Raw genomic sequence first — 19827 nt, 5'->3', positions numbered from 1 at the left:
GAACTCAGCGCACGCCCCAGCAGACAGCGCCCGGTTCGTCGACACCCTCGCTTCCCGCATTGCCTTTCGTCCCGTCCGAGCGCAGCGTGAACGTGCCGCACGCATCGTCGCGCATCGGACCGGTGTCGAGCGGCGTCGCCGCCAGTTCGTAGCTCACCGGCGAATCGTCGCCGTCCGGCCGCCCCAGCGCCAATCGATACACGGCATGCCCATCCGGCGGCGCCTGCGCGAGCGCGTCCGGCAACGCCGCAGGTGGCGCACCGTCCAGCGTTTCGAGATATTGGGCCGCACGGTACAGCGCGGATACCGCCGACGCGCGGTGAACCCGTGCGACATGCTCGCGATACGACGGGATACCCCACCCGGCCAGCACCGCGACGATCGCGAGCACGATCATCAGCTCGATCAGCGTGAATCCGGCCGCTCGGCACAGGGACAGGCGACCGTTCATCGAAGCACCGCGGCGACACGACGCCAGCGCAACACGACGATGTGGCCGTCGCGCATCACGACCTGGTGTTGCAGCCACACGGCGCTCGACGCGTGCGCGCCGACGCCACGCGCGGTGACGAGGTAAGCGCGGTCGCCGGCCTGCGCTGACGGGCGCCGCCACGCCTCGATCAGACATCGCGGCGATTGCGCGGCCATCGGCCATTCGGCGAAAGGCGCGAACGCTTCGGCAGCCGCCAGCGGCGGCATGCGACGCCAGGCGTCGGGCTCCGCGTGCCAGTCCCTTTCGTTCACATACGGTGCCGAGCCGTGCAGCAATCGCGCAGTGCACGCGGCAAGCGCGGCATCGGCCGCGTGGAATGCGATCAGCCGATCCGATAACGCACGGGTGCGGCGCGACTCCGTCAATGCGGCATCGAACCATGTGCCGGTCAGTGCCGCGACTGCTGCGCCGACCGCGATCACCGCGGGCAACGCAAGGCCTGCGTCGCGGCGCCACGCGCGGCGGGCGAGCCGGAAACGCATGTGCGGCTCGCGCGGGCTCGCAGGCGAAACGCCCGCGCCTGCAGCCGGCTGCTGGTTGTCATCACGTGCGACGGTGCGCGCTTGGGCGTGGCTCGCCTTCACGCGTGTGGAGATGTCGTCCCGCGCGCACTGCGTTGCGCCGCTCATCGCGCCACCTCGCTTGCTCGAGTTGCATCATGCAACGCAGCGTCGGATGCGGGCGCGACGTTCCGCAACGCGACGATGCGATCGAGCGTCAAACGTGCGCGGCCGTCCGGTGCAACGACGACGCGGCCGTCGCAGTCGACATGCCGCGTCGGTTCGGGCATCGGCTCGCCGCGCGCGCGCACGCAGACATGCACGGCCACGACCTCGCGCCAGTCGTCGGCACGCATCGCATCGGCGTCGACGAACTGCGTGGCGCCGCGACGCAAATAACGCAGGCGCAATTGATCGATTCCCGCCGCGACAGGCTGCGGCGTGCCCGGACGGCCGCTTCCTTCGCAATACAGTTCGGGCTCGCCCGTCGACGGGCTGACATGTACGTCGAAGCGATTCTCCACCGGCGCAGGTTCGCCCGGCTCGCCGACACCCTGCCCGAGGCAATCCGACGCGTGGCCGCTCACCGTCGTCCACGTCGATACGGCATCGCCGACATACCGGACCAGCACCGCGTCGGACGACAGACGCGCAAGCTCGCAGCGCACCTCTGCGCCGCTACCCCGCACGCGCGCCGTCGAACACCCGAACACCGGCGGCAACGACGATGGCGCTTGTGCATCGAGCGGCAGGAATCCTGCCATCTGGATCTGCTGACCGATCAGCGTCAGCGCGGTCGCGGCGGCGTCGCGCATCCTGAACCCGTCTTCCACGTACCGCTGCGCAATGTGCTGCGCATGGTACAGCGCACCGGCCGCCGCGAGCACGAGGAGCCCGACGGTCATCGCGATCAGCACTTCGAGCAGCGTATGGCCACGCATACGGCGATCAACGTTCATCGCCCGCCCGCTCGTGAAATGGAATACGGACACACGACGGCAGCTGCGCCGACATTCCCGCGGCATCGCAGCGCACCGACGCGAGTCCATCGCCGCCACGCCAGCGGACAACCACGTAGCGCACGCCGCCCGGCCCGCCATCGAGCGTCATCGCGCCGCCCGGCAACGATGCGGCCGCCAGCGCCGCGAGGCCGTCGTCGGCCGCCGCGGCAGCATGCAGACGTTCGATGCGCGCATCGGCCAGCCACAGCGCGCGTTCGCGCCAGATCGTCGCGCGCTGCGCACGCGCCATCGCGAGCTGGCTACCGGCCACTGCCAGCATCACGGTGGCGAGCAGCGCGATGGCCAGCGTCGCCTCGATCAACGACGTCCCGCGCATGGCATTGCGCATGGCGGTCACGCAGCGTCGCAACGGCCGGCGACCATCCGCGCGCGACCGCCTGCCGCAATCCGCACGCAACGCGATGCGCGCGCGTCGTCGGCGCCCGATACGCTGCGCCGCGGACGCACCTCGAAACGCCGGATTCCGCCGACCGCCTGACCGACCGGCGGCGCAAACGCGAGCTCATGCGCGGCGCCCGCGACGGCCACTTCGGCATCGCGCGGGTAGCGTCGCAGCACACGCGACTGCCCGTCGACATGCCCACTGACGATCCAGTCGCACGACCACTCGGCCAGATCGCATCGCTCTTCGGCACGCAGACAGGCGCCGTCGCGCCCGGCACGGCACAGCGTGACGCGCGCGCCGAGACGCGTTGCCTCGGCACGCGCAAACGACAGCGCACCGAGCAGCGCGCGCGAGCGGGCATCCACGCGTTCGCGCATGCGCCACTGGTCGAACGCGGGCACCGCATAGAGCGCGAGCCCCGCTGCCAGCGACATGGCGACCATCAGCTCGACGAGCGTGAATCCGCCCGGCCGTTGCACCAAATTCTTCAGGGGTTGAGCGCCCGGTTTCATCGCAATCGTCCTCCGCAACAGTGATGCGACGACTGTAGCGGCGCGTGCGGATGCGCGCCATTGGCCGAACGGCCGACTGGCGACATGCGATCGCAACCGACACAATCGGCGCGAATCGAACCAATGGAGCAGACGATGAACGAACGTAGCGCGTCAGCGCTTACGCGGGGTCTTGGCGGGAGAGGCGCGACGGAACTCTTCGATCACGTCGGCAAATTCGGAAACGTCCTCGAACTGGCGATACACCGATGCGAAGCGCACATACGCGATCGTATCGAGGCCGCGCAACTCGTTCATCACGAGTTCGCCCAGCTTCTCGCTACGCACTTCGCGCTCGCCAGTCGCGAGCAGTTGATACTCGATGCGGGCAACCGCCGCGTCGATCGCGTCGGCGGCAACCGGCCGCTTGCGCAGCGCGAGTTGCATGCTGGCGACGATCTTGCGACGGTCGAATTCCGTGCGGCTGCCGTCCTTCTTCACGACGAACGGCAGGGACAACTCGACCCGCTCGTACGTCGTGAAACGCTTGTCGCAAGCCGAACAGCGACGGCGCCGCCGAATCGCGGCGCCATCTTCGGACACGCGCGAGTCCACCACCTGCGTGTCGTCATGCCGGCAGAACGGGCAGCGCATCGGCGATCAGCGATAGACCGGGAAACGCTTGGTCAGCTCGGCGACCTGCGCGCGCACGCGCTCGATCGTCGCTGCGTCTTCCGGGTTCTCCAGCACGTCGGCGATCAGGTTGCCGACCTGCTCGGCTTCCGCCGGCCCGAAACCGCGCGTCGTCATTGCCGGCGAACCCAGCCGCACGCCGCTCGTCACGAACGGCTTTTCCGGGTCGTTCGGGATCGCGTTCTTGTTCACGGTGATGTGCGCCGCGCCGAGCGCCGCTTCCGCTGCCTTGCCCGTGATGTTCTTCGCGCGCAGGTCGACCAGCATCACGTGGCTTTCCGTGCGGCCCGACACGATCCGCAGCCCGCGCTTCACCAGCGTTTCGGCCAGCACGCGTGCATTCTCGACGACCTTCTGCTGATATTCCTTGAACTCCGGCGACAGTGCTTCCTTGAACGCCACGGCCTTCGCCGCGATCACGTGCATCAGCGGGCCGCCCTGGATCCCCGGGAAGATCGCCGAGTTGATCGGCTTCTCGTACTCGGCCTTCATCAGGATCACGCCGCCGCGCGGGCCGCGCAGGCTCTTGTGCGTCGTCGTCGTCACGAAGTCCGCGTGCGGCACCGGGTTCGGATACACGCCCGCCGCGATCAGACCGGCGTAGTGCGCCATGTCGACCATCAGGTACGCGCCCACCGACTTCGCGATCTTCGCCAGACGCTCGAAGTCGATCTTCAGCGCAAACGCCGACGCGCCCGCGACGATCAGCTTCGGCTTGTGTTCCTGCGCGAGCTGCTCGGCCGCTTCGTAGTCGATGTCTTCGTTTTCGTTCAGGCCGTAGCTCACCACGTTGAACCACTTGCCCGACATGTTCACCGGCGAGCCGTGCGTCAGGTGGCCGCCATGCGCGAGGCTCATGCCCATGATCGTGTCGCCCGGCTTGAGCATCGCGAAGAACACGCCCTGGTTCGCCTGCGAGCCCGAGTTCGGCTGCACGTTCGCGGCTTCCGCGCCGAACAGTTGCTTCACACGGTCGATCGCCAGCTGCTCGACCACGTCGACGTACTCGCAGCCGCCGTAGTAGCGCTTGCCCGGATACCCTTCCGCGTACTTGTTCGTGAGCTGCGAGCCCTGTGCGGCCATCACGGCCGGGCTCGTGTAGTTTTCCGACGCGATCAGCTCGATGTGATCTTCCTGGCGGCGGTTTTCGTGCTCGATCGCTGCAAAGATTTCGGGATCGACGTTCGCAATGGTGCTTTGGGCTCTGTCAAACATACGGTTTCCGTTAAGTGTGTACAGGTTGACCGGAGCGGCCGAGTACGGTGCGCTGCTGGCGAGACCAGCTCGACGTGGCGGAAGAATCCGTATGACGCGAGGCAGGACAGCCACCGGCGATGCACGCGACGGCGCACAACGGCTGCCCAGGCGAACGGCAAAAACGGCGCCCCGCGCTTCACGGTGGGATGCTCCACCTTGAACCCGAAGGGTTCTATCGCCAGTCACGCAGGGGTGATGAGCGCATTAGTGTATTGGATGCGTCATGAATAGGCAACCGCCCGGCAGCGGCCTCCAAACAATAAGGGCCGGACTCTACGCGCCCGTGCCGAAACGCTTCGCCGTCTTGCCGCGGTGCGGCATTCTCAGTAGGCTTGCGGGATTCCACCCGCTATTCCGTTACCGACCAGGAGCAGCAATGATCGTGTTCGTCACAGGTGCGTCCGCCGGCTTCGGCGCCGCCATCGCCCGCGCCTTCGTCAAGGGCGGCCATCGCGTCGTCGCCACCGCACGCCGCAAGGATCGCCTCGACGCGCTCGCGGCCGAACTCGGCGACGCGCTGCTGCCGCTCGAGCTCGACGTGCGCGACCGCGCAGCAGTCGAGGCCGTGCCGGCCGCCCTCCCCGCCGAATTCGCCGCGCTCGACGTGCTCGTCAACAACGCCGGCCTCGCGCTCGGCGTCGAGCCGGCCCAGAACGCGAGCCTCGACGAGTGGCAGACCATGATCGACACGAACTGCTCGGGCCTCGTGACCGTCACGCACGCATTGCTGCCCGGCATGATCGCGCGCGGTCGCGGCCATATCTTCAATCTGGGCTCGGTGGCCGGCACGTATCCGTATCCGGGCGGGAACGTATACGGCGCGACCAAGGCTTTCGTCAGACAATTCAGCCTGAACCTGCGTACCGACCTGATCGGCACGCCGTTGCGCGTCACCGACATCGAGCCGGGCCTGTGCGGCGGCACGGAATTCTCGAACGTCCGCTTCCGTGGCGACGATGCAAAGGCGGCGAACGTCTACCAGAACGTCCAGCCGCTCACGGCCGAGGACATCGCCGACACGATCTACTGGATCGCCACGCGTCCCGCGCACGTCAATATCAATACGATCGAAATGATGCCGGTCGCGCAAGCCCCGGCCGGCCTCACGATCCATCGCGGCTGACACGTCGCCCGCAGCCGCAGGCCCGGCTCCGGCCGGCCCGCGGTGTGCTACGACGCACTACATTCCGTTACGAATCGGTTACGAATCCGGTCTTTGCCTTCCGGTAGAATGCGCGCCATGACTCAGCCTACCCGCTCCCCGGAAGCGCCGTCCGGCTTTACCTGGCCGGTGCGCGTGTACTACGAGGATACCGATGCAGGCGGCATCGTCTTCTATGCCAACTACCTGAAGTTCTTCGAGCGCGCCCGCACCGAGTGGCTTCGCGCGTGCGGCGTCGACCAGCGTCGGCTCGCCGACGATACCGATGCGATCTTCATCGTACGCAGCACGTCGCTCGACTACCGCGCGCCGGCGCGACTCGACGACACGCTGACGATCACGAGCCGGCCCGGACGCATCGGTCGCGCATCGGTGGAATTCACGCAGGAAGCCTGGTGCGGCGACACGCTGCTCGTGGCCGGGCAGATCCGCCTCGGCTGCGTCGACCGTCACGGTATCCGGCCGGCGGCCATCCCGCCGGCCGTGCTCGACGCGCTGCAACGCGGGCCCGTCATCGAGGCCGGGCAGACTGGTTTGTCAACGAAGCTCGCATGAGCGCCGTTTAGACACAGCCTATGAACTTGCCGTTCTGATTCGATACTAAGCAAGGTTCGGCGTCAGGCATGGCCGGCGCGCCGCGCCGCACGCACACCGGACGCCCTTGCCGGGCACTCCCGAAGGGACGTTACTCAAACCTCTATGAATACTGTTCAAGACCTGTCGATCATTTCCCTCGTCCTCAACGCGAGCGTGCTGGCCCAGGCCGTGATGGGGCTGCTGCTGCTGCTGTCGCTGATGTCGTGGACCTTCATCTTTCGCAAGTGGTTCGCGATCCGCCGCGCGCGCGCACAGACGGAACGCTTCGAGAAGGATTTCTGGTCGGGCGGCGACCTGCAGGCGCTGTATCAAAGCGCGGCCAACAACCGCCATACGATCGGTGCGCTCGAGCGGATCTTCGAATCCGGGATGCGCGAATTCCTGAAGGCGAAGGAAAAGCGCCTCAGCGATCCGGGCCTCGTGCTCGACGGTGCGCGCCGCGCGATGCGTGCGTCGTTCCAGCGTGAAATGGACGTGCTCGAAGCCAATCTCGCGTTCCTCGCGTCGGTCGGCTCGGTCAGCCCGTACATCGGCCTGTTCGGCACGGTCTGGGGGATCATGAACTCGTTCCGCGGCCTCGCGAACGTGCAGCAGGCCACGCTCGCGAACGTCGCGCCGGGCATCGCCGAAGCGCTCGTCGCCACCGCGATCGGCCTGTTCGCCGCGATTCCGGCGGTGGTCGCGTACAACCGCTACGCGCACGACATCGATCGCCTCGCGATCCGCTTCGAGACCTTCATCGAAGAGTTCTCGAACATCCTGCAGCGTCAGGCCCAGTAAGGAGCGCGCCATGGCAGGAAGCCCCATTCGATCCAGCATGCGCGGCGGCCGCTCGCGCCGCGCGATGGCCGACATCAACGTCGTGCCGTACATCGACGTGATGCTGGTGCTGCTCGTGATCTTCATGGTCACCGCACCGCTCGTCGCGCCGTCGATCATCAACCTGCCGACCGTCGGCAATGCCGCGCCGCAGGAGCAGACGCCGCCCGTCGTCGTCAACATCAAGGCCGACCGCACGATGAGCGTCAAGTACAAGGGCGACTCGGGCGCGACCCAGGAAGACACGATGACGAAGGCCGAACTCGACAGCTTCATCTCGGCCCGGCAGGCCGATCATCCTGACCAGCCGGTCGTGATCGCAGCCGACAAGACCGTGCAGTACGATGCCGTCATGACCGTGATGTCCGATCTGAAGGCGCGCGGCGTCAAGCGCGTCGGCCTCCTCGTCAAATCGCAATGAACCGGCAGCAATCCACGCGCAGGTCCGCCTACCCGCTCCAGCCTCCCCGGGAGCGCGGGACGTGGCGCGCGTTCGCGCTCGCCGCGCTGATGCACGTGCTGCTCGCGCTGTTCCTCTATCACGGCGTGCAGTGGCAGAACAGCACGCCGGCCGGCGCCGAGGCCGAGCTGTGGACCGAGGTGCCCGACGTCCCCGCGCCGCGGCCCGTCGTCACCCCCACGCCGCCCGCGAAGGTCGCGCCGCCCCCGCCGCCGGTGCGCGACGAGCAGGCCGACATCGCGCTGCAGCAGAAGAAGCGACAGCAGGAAGCGGCCGCGCGCGAAGCGCAGCTCGAACAGCAGCGCCGCGCGCAGCAACTGAAGGCCCAGGAGCAAGAGGAAGCCCGGCGCGCGCAGCTCGCCGCGCAACAGGCCGCCGCGCTCGCCGCCCAGAAAGCCGCGGAGCGCGACAAACAGAAGCAGGCCGACAAGCTCAAGCAACAGCAGCTCGCCGAGCAGCAGAAGCTCGAACAGCAGAAACTCCAGCAGCAAAAGCAGGCGCAGCTCGAAGCGCAGCAGGCGGCGAAGGCGAAGGCCGACGCAGCCGCGAAGGCCAAGGCGGAAGCCCAGGCCAAGGCGAAGGCCGAAGCCGCGGCGCGCGCGAAGGCCAATGCGGCGGCGAACGCGAAGCTCGACCGCGAGCGCAGCGCACGACTCGCGCAGTTGCAGGGGCTGTCCGGCGCCGGCGAAGGCGGCGGCGAAGGCCTCGCGAAAAGCGGCACCGGCACGGGCTCCGGCGGCAATGCCGCGACGCCCGGCTATGCCGACAAGGTGCGCCGTCGCGTCAAGCCGAACATCGTTTGGGGCGGCGAGCGGGCAGGCCTGACCACCGTCGTGAAGATTCGGTGCACGCCGTCCGGTGACGTATTGAGCGCATCGGTCTCCCGCTCGAGCGGGAATTCGGGGTGGGACCAAGCCGTGGTCAATGCGATCCACGCATCGGTCCCGTTGCCGCCCGATTCTAACGGCCGGACCCCGTCCGACATTACGATTACCTTCAAGGCGGCGGAGTGAAACGAAATGCGCTTACACTCCGAGCGTCGCTGTAGGACGGGAACGAATCGGGTATTTTTACTGTCTCTGCGGTTGCGCAGCGATCCAAGCCATACGGGAAGCAAGAAGCATGAGTTTGATGACAAAGCTAGGTTTCAGGGCACTCGTGGCCTCGTGTCTGATTACGGCGGGCAGCGCCGCTAACGCCCAGGTCAACGTGCTGATCACCGGCGTCGGGTCGACCCAGTTCCCCATTGCCACCGCGAATTTCACGAACGAGGCGAACCTGCCGCAGCAGGTCACGTCGATCGTGCGCGCCGACCTCGCCCGCAGCGGCAAATTCACCAACATCGACGCGGGCAGCACGCCCGTGCCCGAGACCGCATCGGTCGATCTCGGCGCATGGAAGGCCAAGGGCGCGAATGCGTTCGTCGCCGGCAGCGTGAACCGCGACGCCAACGGCCAGTACAAGGTCAACTTCATCCTGTACGACACCGTGAAGCAGCAAAGCCTCGGCGGCCTGTCGCTGACGGCCACCGACACCACGCTGCGCACGGCCGGCCACAAGATCGCCGACTACATCTACCAGAAGCTGCTCGGCGTGCGTGGCGTGTTCGCCACGCGCCTGTCGTACGTGATCAAGACCGGCAACCGCTACCAGCTGCAGATTTCGGATTCGGACGGCCAGAACGCGCGCATCGCGCTGTCGAGCACCGAACCGATCATCTCGCCGGCCTGGTCGCCGAGCGGCACGAAGGTCGCGTACGTGTCGTTCGAGCGCAAGAAGCCGATCGTCTACATCCACGACCTGCCGACCGGCCGCCGCTACATGGTCTCGGACCAGAAGGGCAACAACAGCGCACCGGCGTGGTCGCCGGACAGCAACACGCTCGCCGTGGCGCTGTCGCTGACGGGCAATACGCAAATCTATACGGTCAACGCGAACGGCGGCGGCCTGCGCCGTCTCACGCAGAGCAGCTCGATCGACACCGAACCGTTCTACTCGCCGGACGGCCGCTGGATCTACTTCACGAGCGACCGCGGCGGCGCGCCGCAAATCTACCGGATGCCCGCACAGGGTGAGAGCGCCGGCGCCGCGCAGCGCGTGACCTTCACCGGCAGCTACAACACGAGCCCGCGCGTGAGCCCGGACGGCAAGCTGCTCGCTTACATCTCCCGCACGGGTGGGGGCTTCAAGCTGTACGTTCAGGATCTGCAGACTGGCGCGGCGAACGCCATCACGAATACCAATCGCGACGAATCGCCGAGCTTCGCGGCAAACGGCCAGTACCTTCTGTACGCTACCCAGTCGGGTGGCCGCAACGTGCTGGCTGCAGTGCCCTCCGACGGCAGCGCGCCGCCGCAGATCCTGTCCGTCCAGGGCGGCTCCGTTCGCGAGCCGTCGTGGGGGCCCTTCATGCAATGACCACAAGGAGAGTAACCATGATGTCGAATAAAGCTCGTCTGGCCCTGGCCGTGATGATGATCAGCGCGCTCGCAGCGTGCAAGTCGGGCGTGAAGCTCGACGACAAGGCGAACAACGCGGGCGCAATCGGCACGCAGCCGAGCGCCGACAACGTCGCGCAAGTGAACGTCGATCCGCTGAACGACCCGAACAGCCCGCTCGCGAAGCGCAGCATCTACTTCGACTTCGACAGCTATTCGGTGAAGGACGAGTACCAGCCGCTGATGCAGCAGCACGCGCAGTACCTGAAGAGCCATCCGCAGCGTCACGTGCTGATCCAGGGCAACACCGACGAACGCGGCACGAGCGAGTACAACCTCGCGCTGGGCCAGAAGCGTGCGGAAGCCGTCCGCCGTGCGATGGCCCTGCTCGGCGTGAACGACTCGCAAATGGAAGCCGTGAGCCTCGGCAAGGAAAAGCCGCAGGCAACGGGTCACGACGAAGCATCGTGGGCGCAGAACCGTCGCGCCGATCTCGTCTACCAACAGTAAGTAACGGAAGAATCGCCGTATGACGCACCGTTCAACCTGGCTGCGCGTTGCCGCAGCATTCTGCGTCGCGGGCGCGGCGTGGTCCGCCGCGCCCGCGCACGCCGGCATGTTCGACGACAACGAAGCGCGCCGTGCCGTGCTCGATCTGCGCAGCAAGAGCGACAACCTGTCGAGCCAGTTGTCGGCCGCCCAGCGTACGATCCTCGATCAATCCGGCCGTATCGACCAGCTGAACCAGCAGGTCGCGACGCTGCGCGGCGAGAACGAGGATCTGACGAACCGGCTGACGACGCTCGAGCGGCAGCAGAAGGAGTACTACCAGGATCTCGACACGCGGCTCAAGAAGTTCGAGCCGCAGCAGGCGACGATCGATGGTGTCGAAGGCACGGTGCAGCCGGGTGAAACGGATGCGCTCAGCGCGGCGCAGCAGCAGTTCCGCAACGGCAACTTCAAGGCGGCGGCGGCTTCGTTCCGCGCGTTCATCGCGAAGTATCCGCAGAGCCCCTATCAGCCGACCGCGCAGTACTGGTACGGCAACGCGCAATACGCGCTGCGCGACTACCGCGGGTCGACCGCGACGTGGCAAGGGATCGTCAGCAAGTTCCCGCAACACCCGCGCGCGGCCGACGCCCTCGTGGCGATCGGCACGAACCAGCTCGAACAAGGCCAGAAGGCGGCCGCGAAGAAGACGTTCGAGCAGGTCGTGTCGCAGTACGCCGGGTCGAACGCAGCGCAGACGGCGCAGGGCAAGCTCGAAACCATCAAATAATTATCGTGACGGGTTGTTGACAGTCCTGCAACCCGTCGCTATAATCTTTTGCTCTTTAGGTCGTCGCCCAGGTTGTTGAAGCAACGAACCGACAGGTTTCAAGAACGTGGGGTGGTAACTCAGTTGGTTAGAGTATCTGACTTTTAATCAGAGAGTCGAGGGTTCGAGTCCCTCCCACCCTACCAACTATCTTCGATAGTGTAGAAAAGCCTCCCTCGCGGAGGCTTTTTTGCGTCTGTCGCTTTGTCGTTCGGGCTTGAATGCTCGGCGATGCTCGTCACGCACTCGGCCGCGCACGCCTGGGTCCCGCCGATCACCGCGCACTCACGTCCCGCAGTACCGCACCATACCCCGCATAGAGATTGCCGTCGGGCAGCAACCGCAACTGCGCGAGTTGCCGATGCACGACCGGCAGGTTATGGAACGGCATCCGCGTGAACAAATGATGTTCGATATGGAAATGAATGCCGTGCGGGCCGAACAGGAACGTCTGCCATGAACGCCGGACGATCGTGCGCGCGTTGCGGCTCTGATCGGCGCCAGCCGGCAGCCCCGCATGCTCGAAGATCGCGCGCACCTGCCCGGCGAACGGCAACAAGGTGATGGACGGCACGATCCACAACGCGACGTACAGCAGCGGATGTCCGACCAGCGCGAGCGCGCCGAACAGCGCGCCGTTGCCGGCCAACATCGACGCGATCTCCCACGCCGCATACGCACGCGATTTTTCCGCCTTCGGCAACGCGTGTGCGAACGCGCCGCGCGCGAGCTTCACGACGCTCGTCACGTAGCCGATCCCGCACGCGTACGCGAGCAGGCGGACGATCAACCGCCCGCGCGTCACCGGATAGTCGTGCACGCCGAACAGCAGCGCGACGGGGTCGTCCGCTTGCATCGGCGCGCGATGGTGCTTCAGATGGCCGGCCCGATACGTGCGCAGCGACAGCCATAGCGGACCGGCCGCGAGCAGTTGCCCGAGTACGTCATTGACGCGCCGGTTCCGTGCAAGCGACCCGTGCGCCCCTTCGTGCATCATGACCGCGAGCGCGAGCTGACTGCGCGCGATCACGATCGCCGCGCAGGCGTAGGCCAGCGGATGCGCAAACGCGACCGCGGCGGCAAACGCGGCGGCGATCATCAGCCAGTCACCCGCGAGCGCCATGCCGACACGCGCCGCGCTCACGCGAAACAGCCCCGGATCGGGCACGAACCGGGCGAGCCCGACGTTCGATCCGGCGTGGTGAACGTGCGTCTGCGTCATGCGAGCCTCCTGCGCAGCGAACGCCGCCCGACCCACAGCGCACTGACCGCCGCGAGCACGAACCCAGCCAGCACGTCGGCGACCGTATGCTGCTTGAGCGTCAGCGTCGACGCGCAGATCAGCAGCCCGATCGCCGCAGCGACGATCCGGCGCCGGTCCACCAGCATCCGGCACGCGAGACACGTCACCGCGACATGCAGGCTCGGGAAGCCGTTGGCCGCAAGATCGAGCTGCCACATGCGCGCAAGACGCCGACGCACGAACGCATTGCCGATCTCCGCGATGTCGGGCCGCGGCACGGCTTCCGGAAACATCAGGAAACAGGCCACGCCGAGCACGAACACGATCAGCACGGCCTCCCTGAACGCGGCGAACGCGGACGGCCGCGCGTACGCGGCGAGCGCAATCACGAACGGAAAGAACGCGACATAGACGAACCACGACCATGCGATGAACGGAATCCGCGCGTCGATCGTCGTGGTCAGCACGTAGCGCGGCGTGACGCTGCGCTCCAGCAGAAAGAAGATCGCGAGGCCCGCGATCAAGCCGAATGTCGCGGCCAGCATCTGCCGAACATCGGGCCGGCGATCGTCCTGAAACATTCGCGCTTTCATCGCGGCGTCGGTGCCTCGCATCGGGTGGTCGCGTCGGCCGCTCGAGCATGCGGACACAGCGCGAGGAGGTGCGACGTCCACGCGTCGACACGCGCACGCGCATGCTCGCGGCCCGCTCGCATCCCCGCCGGCGTACCGGGATCGCGCATCAGTTCGATCGACGCCTGCCCGACCTCGCGCCGGAATGCCGCCGCATCGCCCCGCCATGTGACCACGCGGTGCGCGAGCTGCAGCCGTGCCGCGCGCGCGGCGTTGCTTGCCTGTTCGGGCTGATCGGTCTGCACGAGCAGGATCGGGCGGCGATACACGCGCGCGATCGACAGCGCGGCCATGCCGGGCGCCGACACGATCAGCGACGCCTGCGCGGCGCGCGTCGGCCAGTCGGCATCGACGCCGGTCCAGCCGTCGTGTCCGGCGTAGCCCTCGCCCACGCGGTGGGCGGCGAGCCCCGCGTCGCGCATGCCGGCCGACAGCGCATCGGCGAGCGCGGCGTCGCGAAAGTGCGGGTTCAGATAAACGGCCGCGGCAACGCATTCGTGCGCCGGCCGTTCGGCGACGATCGGCACCGGCGTCGGCAGCCGGCGATGCCGGTGCAACTGCGCATCGTCGGCGAAGTCGTACGCGAAATCGTGCTCGATACGGGCCCGCGCCGCGTCGATCTGCCAGTCGACGATCCGCGCGAAAGCGCGCGCCAGCATGCGCGGCAGCCGCGCATCGAAATTCGCGGTCAACGCACGGCGCAGGCTGCCGCCATACACGTGGACGACGCGACGCCGCCAGCCCGGCACCGCCCCCATGAACAGCAACGCCGGATGAAACGAGTCGTTGACCACGAGATCCGCATCGCGAACGATCGCACGCAGCCGCACGATGTCGCGCAGCATGCGGGTCGGCCTGAACACGTAGTGCGCGACATTGCGATCGGTCGCGTCGCGCAGCATGTTCTGCCGCTCGTCGAACTGCACCGCGTAGTGCCGCGACAATACGTGCGCGTCGATGCCGAACGCGGCGAGAAACGCCTGGCCGGCGTCGGACGTCGTCAGCACGTCGACGTGCGCGCCGGCCGCGCGCAACGCATGCACGAGCAGTTGCGCGCGCATCAGATGGCCGCGCGCGTCGGCGGTCGCGAGATAGACGATGCGCGGCATCATGCGCGCGGACGAAGCGACTGGAGCCAGCCGGCCGCGACCATCGCCAGCGCGCCCGTCACGCCGAACCCGGCTTCGATCGCGCGGATCTCGTCCAGCAACGCGGCGAGCGACGCGGCCTCGGACGGCTCGACGAGACGGCGCAGCGTATCGGCGCAAAGCCGGACGTGGCGCGTCTCGTCGGCGAGCACGCGCGACAGCAACGGATACAGCGGATGCGCTTCGCCGATCGTCGCGCAGTGGCGCATGAGCACGCGCGTCGCCATCTGTTCCGCGCACAGGCCGGTCGCATACGCCGGCACGAGTACGCCTTGCGCGAAATGCGGTGCGTAGCGCTGCGCGAGACGACGCCATCGCATGATCTTGCGCCGGCTCAGCCAGTCGGGTTCGCGCGGGCCGGTCGACACGTCGACGCCGCGCCGGCGCAACGCATCGGCAAATGCGGCCGCGTGACGGCGCTCGTCCGCGAGATGCTGCCCGATGCGCGGCGCGAGCCAGTCCGGCGGCTGTCCGGCCCAGTCCTCGTGCAACGCGCACTCGGTCGCTTCTTCACCGATCAGGTACATGCGCAGCATCCAGCGCTCGCCATGCGTGCTGCGATGCAGTTGCCGGATCGCCGCACGCTTGATGCGATCGACGAGATACGCACGTATCCGCGCCGTACCGCGTGGCACGGGCGCATCGAGACAATCGAAGCGTTCGCCGTGTGTCGCCTGCGATGAAGTGGGCAGTGCCCGTGTCGTGATCATGCCGGCTCGCCCCGTGCCGATGAAGATTGCGTCGCGGCAGCCGCGGCGGCCGCCGGATCGCGACGCCAGCCGAGGATCAGGCCGACGAAGCTTTCCTGCATGAATGCATGCGCCGAGGCGGCCGCGCGCGCGAACGCTTCCTCCCGGCCATTCACGCGCAGATAGCCGGTGCCGTCGCGCGCGCCGAACTCGATCCGGTCGTTCTTCCGAAAGCCGCGTTCGCGCACGTCCTTCACGAGTGCGCTGCCGTCGAGGCCGAACAGGAACAGCTCGCGCTGCGCGACCCACACCGGAATGTGATTGCTCAGCGCATCGAAGCGGATCGACCACGTGCCGGACGCAAGGGCGCGATCGACGTCGGCATCGCGCGGCGCGTTCGACGTGAAGCTCGCACGCGCGACCGTCTTCGTCAGGCCGCCCACACCGAGCGCGATCGTGATGTCGTCCGCTAACGGCTGCTTCGGATCGGTCGCACTCACCTTCACGAGATGGCGCGCCAGCCGCGAGGCGAGCGACGGATGCGCGAACAGCGCAAGCGTTTCGTCCGGCGTAAGCACGTCGCGCTCGCGATCGTCCTCCTTCACGCGCACACGATATGGATCGATCCGCACATCGGTGAACTTGCCGTGCACGGGAGCGTGGACGTACACGTCGCGGTCCCATTTCCGGCCGTCGCGACGCAGCAGAACGTGCACGCTCAACGGCACGCGCCGCCCGTCGGCGTCGATGCCCGTGCCCTGCAGCAGCACGTCGCCGAGCACGTCCTTCGTGCGGCGGTTCGCATCGCTCGAGAAGACGATCGCATGCGCATCGGTATCGATGCTCGCGTGTGCGTCGGGCGCATCGAGCGCGACGCGATTGCAGTTCGACGCGGCCGCATTCGCGAACGGGCAGCCGCTTTGCGACGTGAAGTGATAAACCCCGCGCCCCGCATGATCGACCGGTGCGGCATCGGCGCCCACGCTGGCGGCAAACAGGGCGAGACAGGCAACGCGGGTGGCGAGTGAGGGCATGGTCGTCGTCGGAAGGGATCAGGATATCGAAGTGTCGTTGGCCGCGCCACGAGGCGCGGCGCCGTTTCAATGACGGTGATAGGACAGCACGTCGAGATCGCGCCGGGCCGATGCGCGTCCCGTGATCCCGAAACCGCGCGCGAGCGCGCCGAGCGTATCGACGGCCGACGCGGCGATCGTGACGCCGACGGCCGCGAGATAGCGACCGGCGCCCAATGGCGGCAACTGCTGGCGATCGAGCGCGCGCAGGCTGTAGCCGAGCCGCATCGCCATCACGCAGAACGGGCCGAGCGGGCCGCTGCGGCCAAGCCACTGCCATCGACGCGGCAGGTACGCGTTCACCAAATACGGCGTCAGCCCGACGCTGTCCTCGCCGCGCATCCAGCGCAACTTCAGCGATTCGCGATGCGTGTCCGGCAGCCGATGCTCGGTGTGCGCGGCCGGCGCGAATTCGACGGCCACGCCGGCCGCCTGCATCCGCAGCCCCATCACCTGGCAATGCGCGCGATAGACGCCGTCGAGCGGCTCGTAGCGGAACCGCGCGAACACGTCGCGCCGGAACGCGACGTTGTTCGCGTAGAAGTTGCGCGTCGCGCCGTCGCGCAGCGGGCTCGGGAAATACATGAAATCGATCGACGTCAGCGCGATGCCAAGCACGTTGGGCGCGTAGCTGGTCCGCCCCGCCACCGCGACGGGCGCGTCGCCCGCGTCGCGTGCGAACGGCGCGAGCAGGTGCTCGAGCCAGTCGTCTGCCGGCCGGCAATCGGCATCGCCGAATACGACGATGTCGCAGCGATCGGCATCGACGCGATCGAAGCCGTCGTTCTTCGCATCGTAGTAGCCGGTGCTTGCGCCGATCTCGACGAAGTCGATCGGGCGGCCGGCCAGCGCGGCGATTTCCGCGCACGCGTCGGCGGGCAGGCCGTCGTGCGTGATGATCCATTGCGCAAGGGCAGCCGGCGGCACGGTCTGCTTCGACAGCGCCGCCACGAGGCGTTTCAGGCTGTCGATGGCCTGCGCAAGGCCCGCGCCGCCGCGCAGGTTGTTGGTCTCCAGCACAAGCGCGGCCCGCGCGGCCACGGAACGGGCGGCCGCGCGCGTCCCCGCTGCGGTGTCGGTAAGGTTCGGCATCCGGAGTATCTCCATCGTCATGCGCGACGGCATGGACAAAACGAAAGGACGGCGGGCCCGCGGCACGCCGGCGAATGCGGGTGCCGCGGACATCGTCGCGCAGTGGGCGGCCTCGGCGGGCGCCCGCTGCGCGTGCCGTCACTCCTGGATCGACGGCGCGGAATCGGCGTCGGTATAGCGCGGCTTCGCGTTCTGCAAGTCGCGCGTGTTCTTCTGCACGGCCACCGAGCCGAACAGCGCGAGCACGAACGACATCGCGTAAAAGCCCTTTTCGCTCAATTGCAGCGTCGCGTTGAAGAGGCCGACGATCAGCAGCGCGATCGACAGCAGCAGCGCGATCCAGCTGAGGCCGTAGTAGATGCCGGTGACGGGGATGCCTTCCGCGCGGTCGCGCACGCTCTTCTGCAGCGAGATCGCCGCATAGAGGCCGAACACCAGCACGGTGAAGTAGTAACCCTTCTCGTTGAGCTGCATGCCGGCGTTCCAGAGCCCGATCAGGAAGGCCGCGAAACCGGCGATCAGCGCGGCCCACGACGCGGCCACGAACGCGAACGACGGTTGCTGGATGGTGGTCTGGTTCATTGCGTTGCCCTCTCTTTCTTGTTGTTCGAAATCGTTTTCGTTGAACGGCGTTTTGCGCATGGTAGCAGCTTTGACGCGCGTCACGACGGGCGAGCCGCGCATCCGCCGCGAGCGCGAGCCGCGGTTGACGCACTGCATCATGAGACGATTGCGCTGAAAATCGACACCCTGACGTATCCACACCCTCATCGAGAGCGATCAGAATAGCGTTGCATCGCCCGAGATCGCGGCGCCCGCCGCCCTCCTCACTCTTCTCGACAAGGACGCATCATGCTGAACTGGAACGAATACCGGAAGGAACTCTCGACGCGGATCGGCGACATCGCCAAGCTGTCGCCCGATACGCTGGCCGGCTACAACGCGCTGTCCGGCGCGGGCGCCAAGACCGGCCATCTCGACGCGAAAACGCGCGAGCTGATCGCGCTCGCGGTGGCCGTCACGACGCGCTGCGACGGCTGTATCGCCGTGCATACGGCCGAAGCGGCCAAGCATGGCGCGACCAAGGAGGAAGTGGCGGAAGCGCTCGGCGTCGCGATCGCGTTGAATGCGGGCGCGGCGCTCGTCTATTCGGCGCGCGTGATGGACGCGCTCGGCGACTGAGCCCCCGCGGTGCGGCACGACCGTCGTGCCGCACCGCATCGTCGCGTGGTGCTGCGTGGCGCCCGGCCGCTTGGCCGGGCGGTTGCACATCGCGCCCACGAGCCCGACATGTGTGACGAATGTCGGCGACTCGCGCGGACGCGTGAGCGTCGCGGAGTCGGCTACCATGCGCGAACGATACATCGTGAAGGAGCGCTCCATGTGCCGCTGGCTCGCTTATACGGGTAATCCGATCCATCTGGAAACCGTGCTGTTCCGCGCGAAGCATTCGCTGATCGACCAGAGCCTGCATGCTGAGCTGGGCGCGACGACCACCAACGGTGACGGCTTCGGCATCGGCTGGTACGGGCACCCCGACGAACTTCCGTTCCGCTATCGCTCCGTGCATCCCGCATGGAACGACCGCAACCTGCGCGAGGCCGCGCGTGCGATCCGCTCGCCGATGTTCGTCGCGCACATTCGCGCGGCGACCGACACGCCCGTGCAGGAAACCAACTGCCATCCGTTCCGCCACGGCCGCTGGCTGTTCGCGCACAACGGGCTGATCCGCGACTTCCACAAGCTGCGCCGCGACCTGACGATGAAGGTCGATCCTGCGCTGTTCCCGACGCTCGAAGGCTCGACCGACTCCGAACTGATGTTTCGCCTCGCGCTGACGTACGGTCTCGAGCAGGCGCCACTGCCGGCGCTCGAACGGATGGTCGGCGTGGTGGAGGAAACCGCCGCGCGGCATCGCGTCGCCGATCCGCTCAACATGACGATCTGCGCGACCGACGGCGAACGGATCGTCGCGGCGCGCTATTCGAGCGAACGGCAATCGCGCTCGCTGTTCCACAGCACGTCGTTCAAGCATCTGCACGAACTGTATCCGCATAACCCGCGCATCGCCGAAGCCGGCGACGATGCGTTCATGGTCGTGTCGGAGCCGCTCGTCGACCTGCGCGGCGCGTGGGAGGAAGTGCCGGAGGGAATGGCGATCGTCGCGCACGGCGCCGATGTGCAGCAGCGGCCATTCGGACCGCGGCACAGATGACGTGCCGCCTTCCTGACGCAATCCAGCGTATTCAGGTGGCGAATACTTCAGCGCGACAAGGCAATCGCGGCGATCCGGCTTTCAAGGAGGCCGGCGCTCG

At 67.3% G+C, this 19827-nt stretch carries 24 protein-coding genes, 1 tRNA gene and 1 riboswitch; of the genes, 11 read left to right on the top strand and 14 right to left on the bottom strand.

The window, feature by feature from the left end; all coding sequences use genetic code 11:
* Nucleotides 1-4 precede the first annotated feature (4 nt).
* The 7 genes from CFB81_RS03650 to glyA form a co-directional block, all read right to left on the bottom strand.
* Nucleotides 5-451, bottom strand: coding sequence for a type IV pilin protein (locus CFB81_RS03650; protein ID WP_069616659.1), 447 nt, complete (start codon nucleotides 449-451; stop codon nucleotides 5-7).
* Nucleotides 448-912: a pilus assembly protein gene (locus tag CFB81_RS03645; RefSeq protein ID WP_089435317.1), complete on the bottom strand. Its 465-nt coding sequence runs from the start codon at nucleotides 910-912 to the stop codon at nucleotides 448-450. Before CFB81_RS03645 ends, CFB81_RS03650 begins: the two co-directional genes overlap by 4 nt.
* 206 nt (nucleotides 913-1118) lie before the next feature.
* A complete protein-coding gene (locus CFB81_RS03640) occupies nucleotides 1119-1952 on the bottom strand; it encodes a PilW family protein (protein WP_089434595.1) in 834 nt (277 codons plus the stop codon).
* On the bottom strand, nucleotides 1942-2343 hold the full coding sequence (locus tag CFB81_RS03635) for a hypothetical protein (protein ID WP_089434594.1): 402 nt from the start codon (nucleotides 2341-2343) through the stop codon (nucleotides 1942-1944). Before CFB81_RS03635 ends, CFB81_RS03640 begins: the two co-directional genes overlap by 11 nt.
* 5 nt (nucleotides 2344-2348) lie before the next feature.
* Complete coding sequence (locus CFB81_RS03630) at nucleotides 2349-2912, bottom strand: GspH/FimT family pseudopilin (RefSeq protein WP_069616661.1); 564 nt, start codon at nucleotides 2910-2912, stop codon at nucleotides 2349-2351.
* A 153-nt stretch (nucleotides 2913-3065) separates the two neighbouring features.
* Nucleotides 3066-3545 (bottom strand): transcriptional regulator NrdR, encoded by a 480-nt coding sequence (gene nrdR, locus CFB81_RS03625; protein ID WP_050011738.1) that lies wholly within the window; start codon nucleotides 3543-3545, stop codon nucleotides 3066-3068.
* Between the two features lie 6 nt (nucleotides 3546-3551).
* Complete coding sequence (gene glyA / locus CFB81_RS03620; protein WP_069616662.1) at nucleotides 3552-4799, bottom strand: serine hydroxymethyltransferase; 1248 nt, start codon at nucleotides 4797-4799, stop codon at nucleotides 3552-3554.
* Nucleotides 4800-4936: 137 nt separating this feature from the next.
* Nucleotides 4937-5037, bottom strand: a riboswitch (ZMP/ZTP riboswitch).
* 180 nt (nucleotides 5038-5217) lie between these two features.
* Here glyA and CFB81_RS03610 point away from each other — a divergent pair.
* The 9 genes from CFB81_RS03610 to CFB81_RS03570 all read left to right on the top strand — a co-directional run bounded on the left by CFB81_RS03610 (nucleotide 5218) and on the right by CFB81_RS03570 (nucleotide 11781).
* Nucleotides 5218-5964 (top strand): SDR family NAD(P)-dependent oxidoreductase, encoded by a 747-nt coding sequence (locus tag CFB81_RS03610; protein ID WP_069616663.1) that lies wholly within the window; start codon nucleotides 5218-5220, stop codon nucleotides 5962-5964.
* A gap of 108 nt (nucleotides 5965-6072) precedes the next feature.
* Complete coding sequence (gene ybgC, locus CFB81_RS03605) at nucleotides 6073-6558, top strand: tol-pal system-associated acyl-CoA thioesterase (RefSeq protein WP_069616664.1); 486 nt, start codon at nucleotides 6073-6075, stop codon at nucleotides 6556-6558.
* A 144-nt stretch (nucleotides 6559-6702) separates the two neighbouring features.
* Nucleotides 6703-7380 (top strand): protein TolQ, encoded by a 678-nt coding sequence (tolQ, locus tag CFB81_RS03600; RefSeq protein ID WP_006476795.1) that lies wholly within the window; start codon nucleotides 6703-6705, stop codon nucleotides 7378-7380.
* 10 nt (nucleotides 7381-7390) lie between these two features.
* The gene (gene tolR, locus CFB81_RS03595; RefSeq protein ID WP_006484943.1) at nucleotides 7391-7840 is read left to right on the top strand and encodes a protein TolR; all 450 of its coding nucleotides are present in this window, start codon (nucleotides 7391-7393) and stop codon (nucleotides 7838-7840) included.
* Entirely contained in the window at nucleotides 7837-8892 is a 1056-nt protein-coding gene (tolA, locus tag CFB81_RS03590) for a cell envelope integrity protein TolA (RefSeq protein WP_069616665.1), read from the top strand. The genes tolR and tolA overlap by 4 nt, the downstream gene beginning before the upstream one ends.
* Nucleotides 8893-9001: 109 nt before the next feature.
* Entirely contained in the window at nucleotides 9002-10297 is a 1296-nt protein-coding gene (tolB, locus tag CFB81_RS03585; RefSeq protein ID WP_059574261.1) for a Tol-Pal system beta propeller repeat protein TolB, read from the top strand.
* Nucleotides 10298-10314: 17 nt separating this feature from the next.
* On the top strand, nucleotides 10315-10827 hold the full coding sequence (gene pal, locus CFB81_RS03580) for a peptidoglycan-associated lipoprotein Pal (protein WP_050011745.1): 513 nt from the start codon (nucleotides 10315-10317) through the stop codon (nucleotides 10825-10827).
* A 19-nt stretch (nucleotides 10828-10846) separates the two neighbouring features.
* Nucleotides 10847-11596, top strand: a complete 750-nt coding sequence (gene ybgF, locus CFB81_RS03575) for a tol-pal system protein YbgF (RefSeq protein ID WP_006484965.1) — start codon at nucleotides 10847-10849, stop codon at nucleotides 11594-11596.
* Between the two features lie 108 nt (nucleotides 11597-11704).
* Nucleotides 11705-11781 (top strand) — tRNA-Lys (locus CFB81_RS03570).
* A 128-nt stretch (nucleotides 11782-11909) separates the two neighbouring features.
* Here CFB81_RS03570 and CFB81_RS03565 read toward each other — a convergent pair.
* From CFB81_RS03565 to yiaA, 7 genes are all read right to left on the bottom strand, one after another.
* Entirely contained in the window at nucleotides 11910-12857 is a 948-nt protein-coding gene (locus tag CFB81_RS03565) for a fatty acid desaturase family protein (RefSeq protein WP_089434593.1), read from the bottom strand.
* On the bottom strand, nucleotides 12854-13459 hold the full coding sequence (locus tag CFB81_RS03560) for a phosphatase PAP2 family protein (RefSeq protein ID WP_256975920.1): 606 nt from the start codon (nucleotides 13457-13459) through the stop codon (nucleotides 12854-12856). The genes CFB81_RS03565 and CFB81_RS03560 overlap by 4 nt, the downstream gene beginning before the upstream one ends.
* A gap of 8 nt (nucleotides 13460-13467) precedes the next feature.
* Complete coding sequence (locus CFB81_RS03555) at nucleotides 13468-14622, bottom strand: hypothetical protein (RefSeq protein ID WP_089434592.1); 1155 nt, start codon at nucleotides 14620-14622, stop codon at nucleotides 13468-13470.
* Nucleotides 14619-15368, bottom strand: coding sequence for a hypothetical protein (locus tag CFB81_RS03550; RefSeq protein ID WP_089434591.1), 750 nt, complete (start codon nucleotides 15366-15368; stop codon nucleotides 14619-14621). Before CFB81_RS03550 ends, CFB81_RS03555 begins: the two co-directional genes overlap by 4 nt.
* Complete coding sequence (locus tag CFB81_RS03545) at nucleotides 15365-16381, bottom strand: hypothetical protein (protein WP_089434590.1); 1017 nt, start codon at nucleotides 16379-16381, stop codon at nucleotides 15365-15367. Before CFB81_RS03545 ends, CFB81_RS03550 begins: the two co-directional genes overlap by 4 nt.
* A gap of 66 nt (nucleotides 16382-16447) precedes the next feature.
* Nucleotides 16448-17512, bottom strand: coding sequence for a glycosyltransferase family 2 protein (locus CFB81_RS03540; RefSeq protein ID WP_089435315.1), 1065 nt, complete (start codon nucleotides 17510-17512; stop codon nucleotides 16448-16450).
* 138 nt (nucleotides 17513-17650) lie between these two features.
* Nucleotides 17651-18094 (bottom strand): inner membrane protein YiaA, encoded by a 444-nt coding sequence (gene yiaA / locus CFB81_RS03535; RefSeq protein ID WP_050011812.1) that lies wholly within the window; start codon nucleotides 18092-18094, stop codon nucleotides 17651-17653.
* 270 nt (nucleotides 18095-18364) lie between these two features.
* Here yiaA and CFB81_RS03530 point away from each other — a divergent pair, with 270 nt between their 5' ends.
* Complete coding sequence (locus tag CFB81_RS03530; RefSeq protein WP_069616671.1) at nucleotides 18365-18694, top strand: carboxymuconolactone decarboxylase family protein; 330 nt, start codon at nucleotides 18365-18367, stop codon at nucleotides 18692-18694.
* A gap of 199 nt (nucleotides 18695-18893) precedes the next feature.
* Nucleotides 18894-19727: a class II glutamine amidotransferase gene (locus tag CFB81_RS03525; protein ID WP_089435314.1), complete on the top strand. Its 834-nt coding sequence runs from the start codon at nucleotides 18894-18896 to the stop codon at nucleotides 19725-19727.
* Nucleotides 19728-19827 lie beyond the last annotated feature (100 nt).

The sequence above is a fragment of the Burkholderia sp. AU28863 genome, assembly GCF_002223195.1.
GTDB lineage: Bacteria > Pseudomonadota > Gammaproteobacteria > Burkholderiales > Burkholderiaceae > Burkholderia > Burkholderia sola.
The sequence above is the reverse complement of the archived record's forward strand: the minus strand, read 5'-3'. Positions and strand labels throughout refer to the sequence as shown.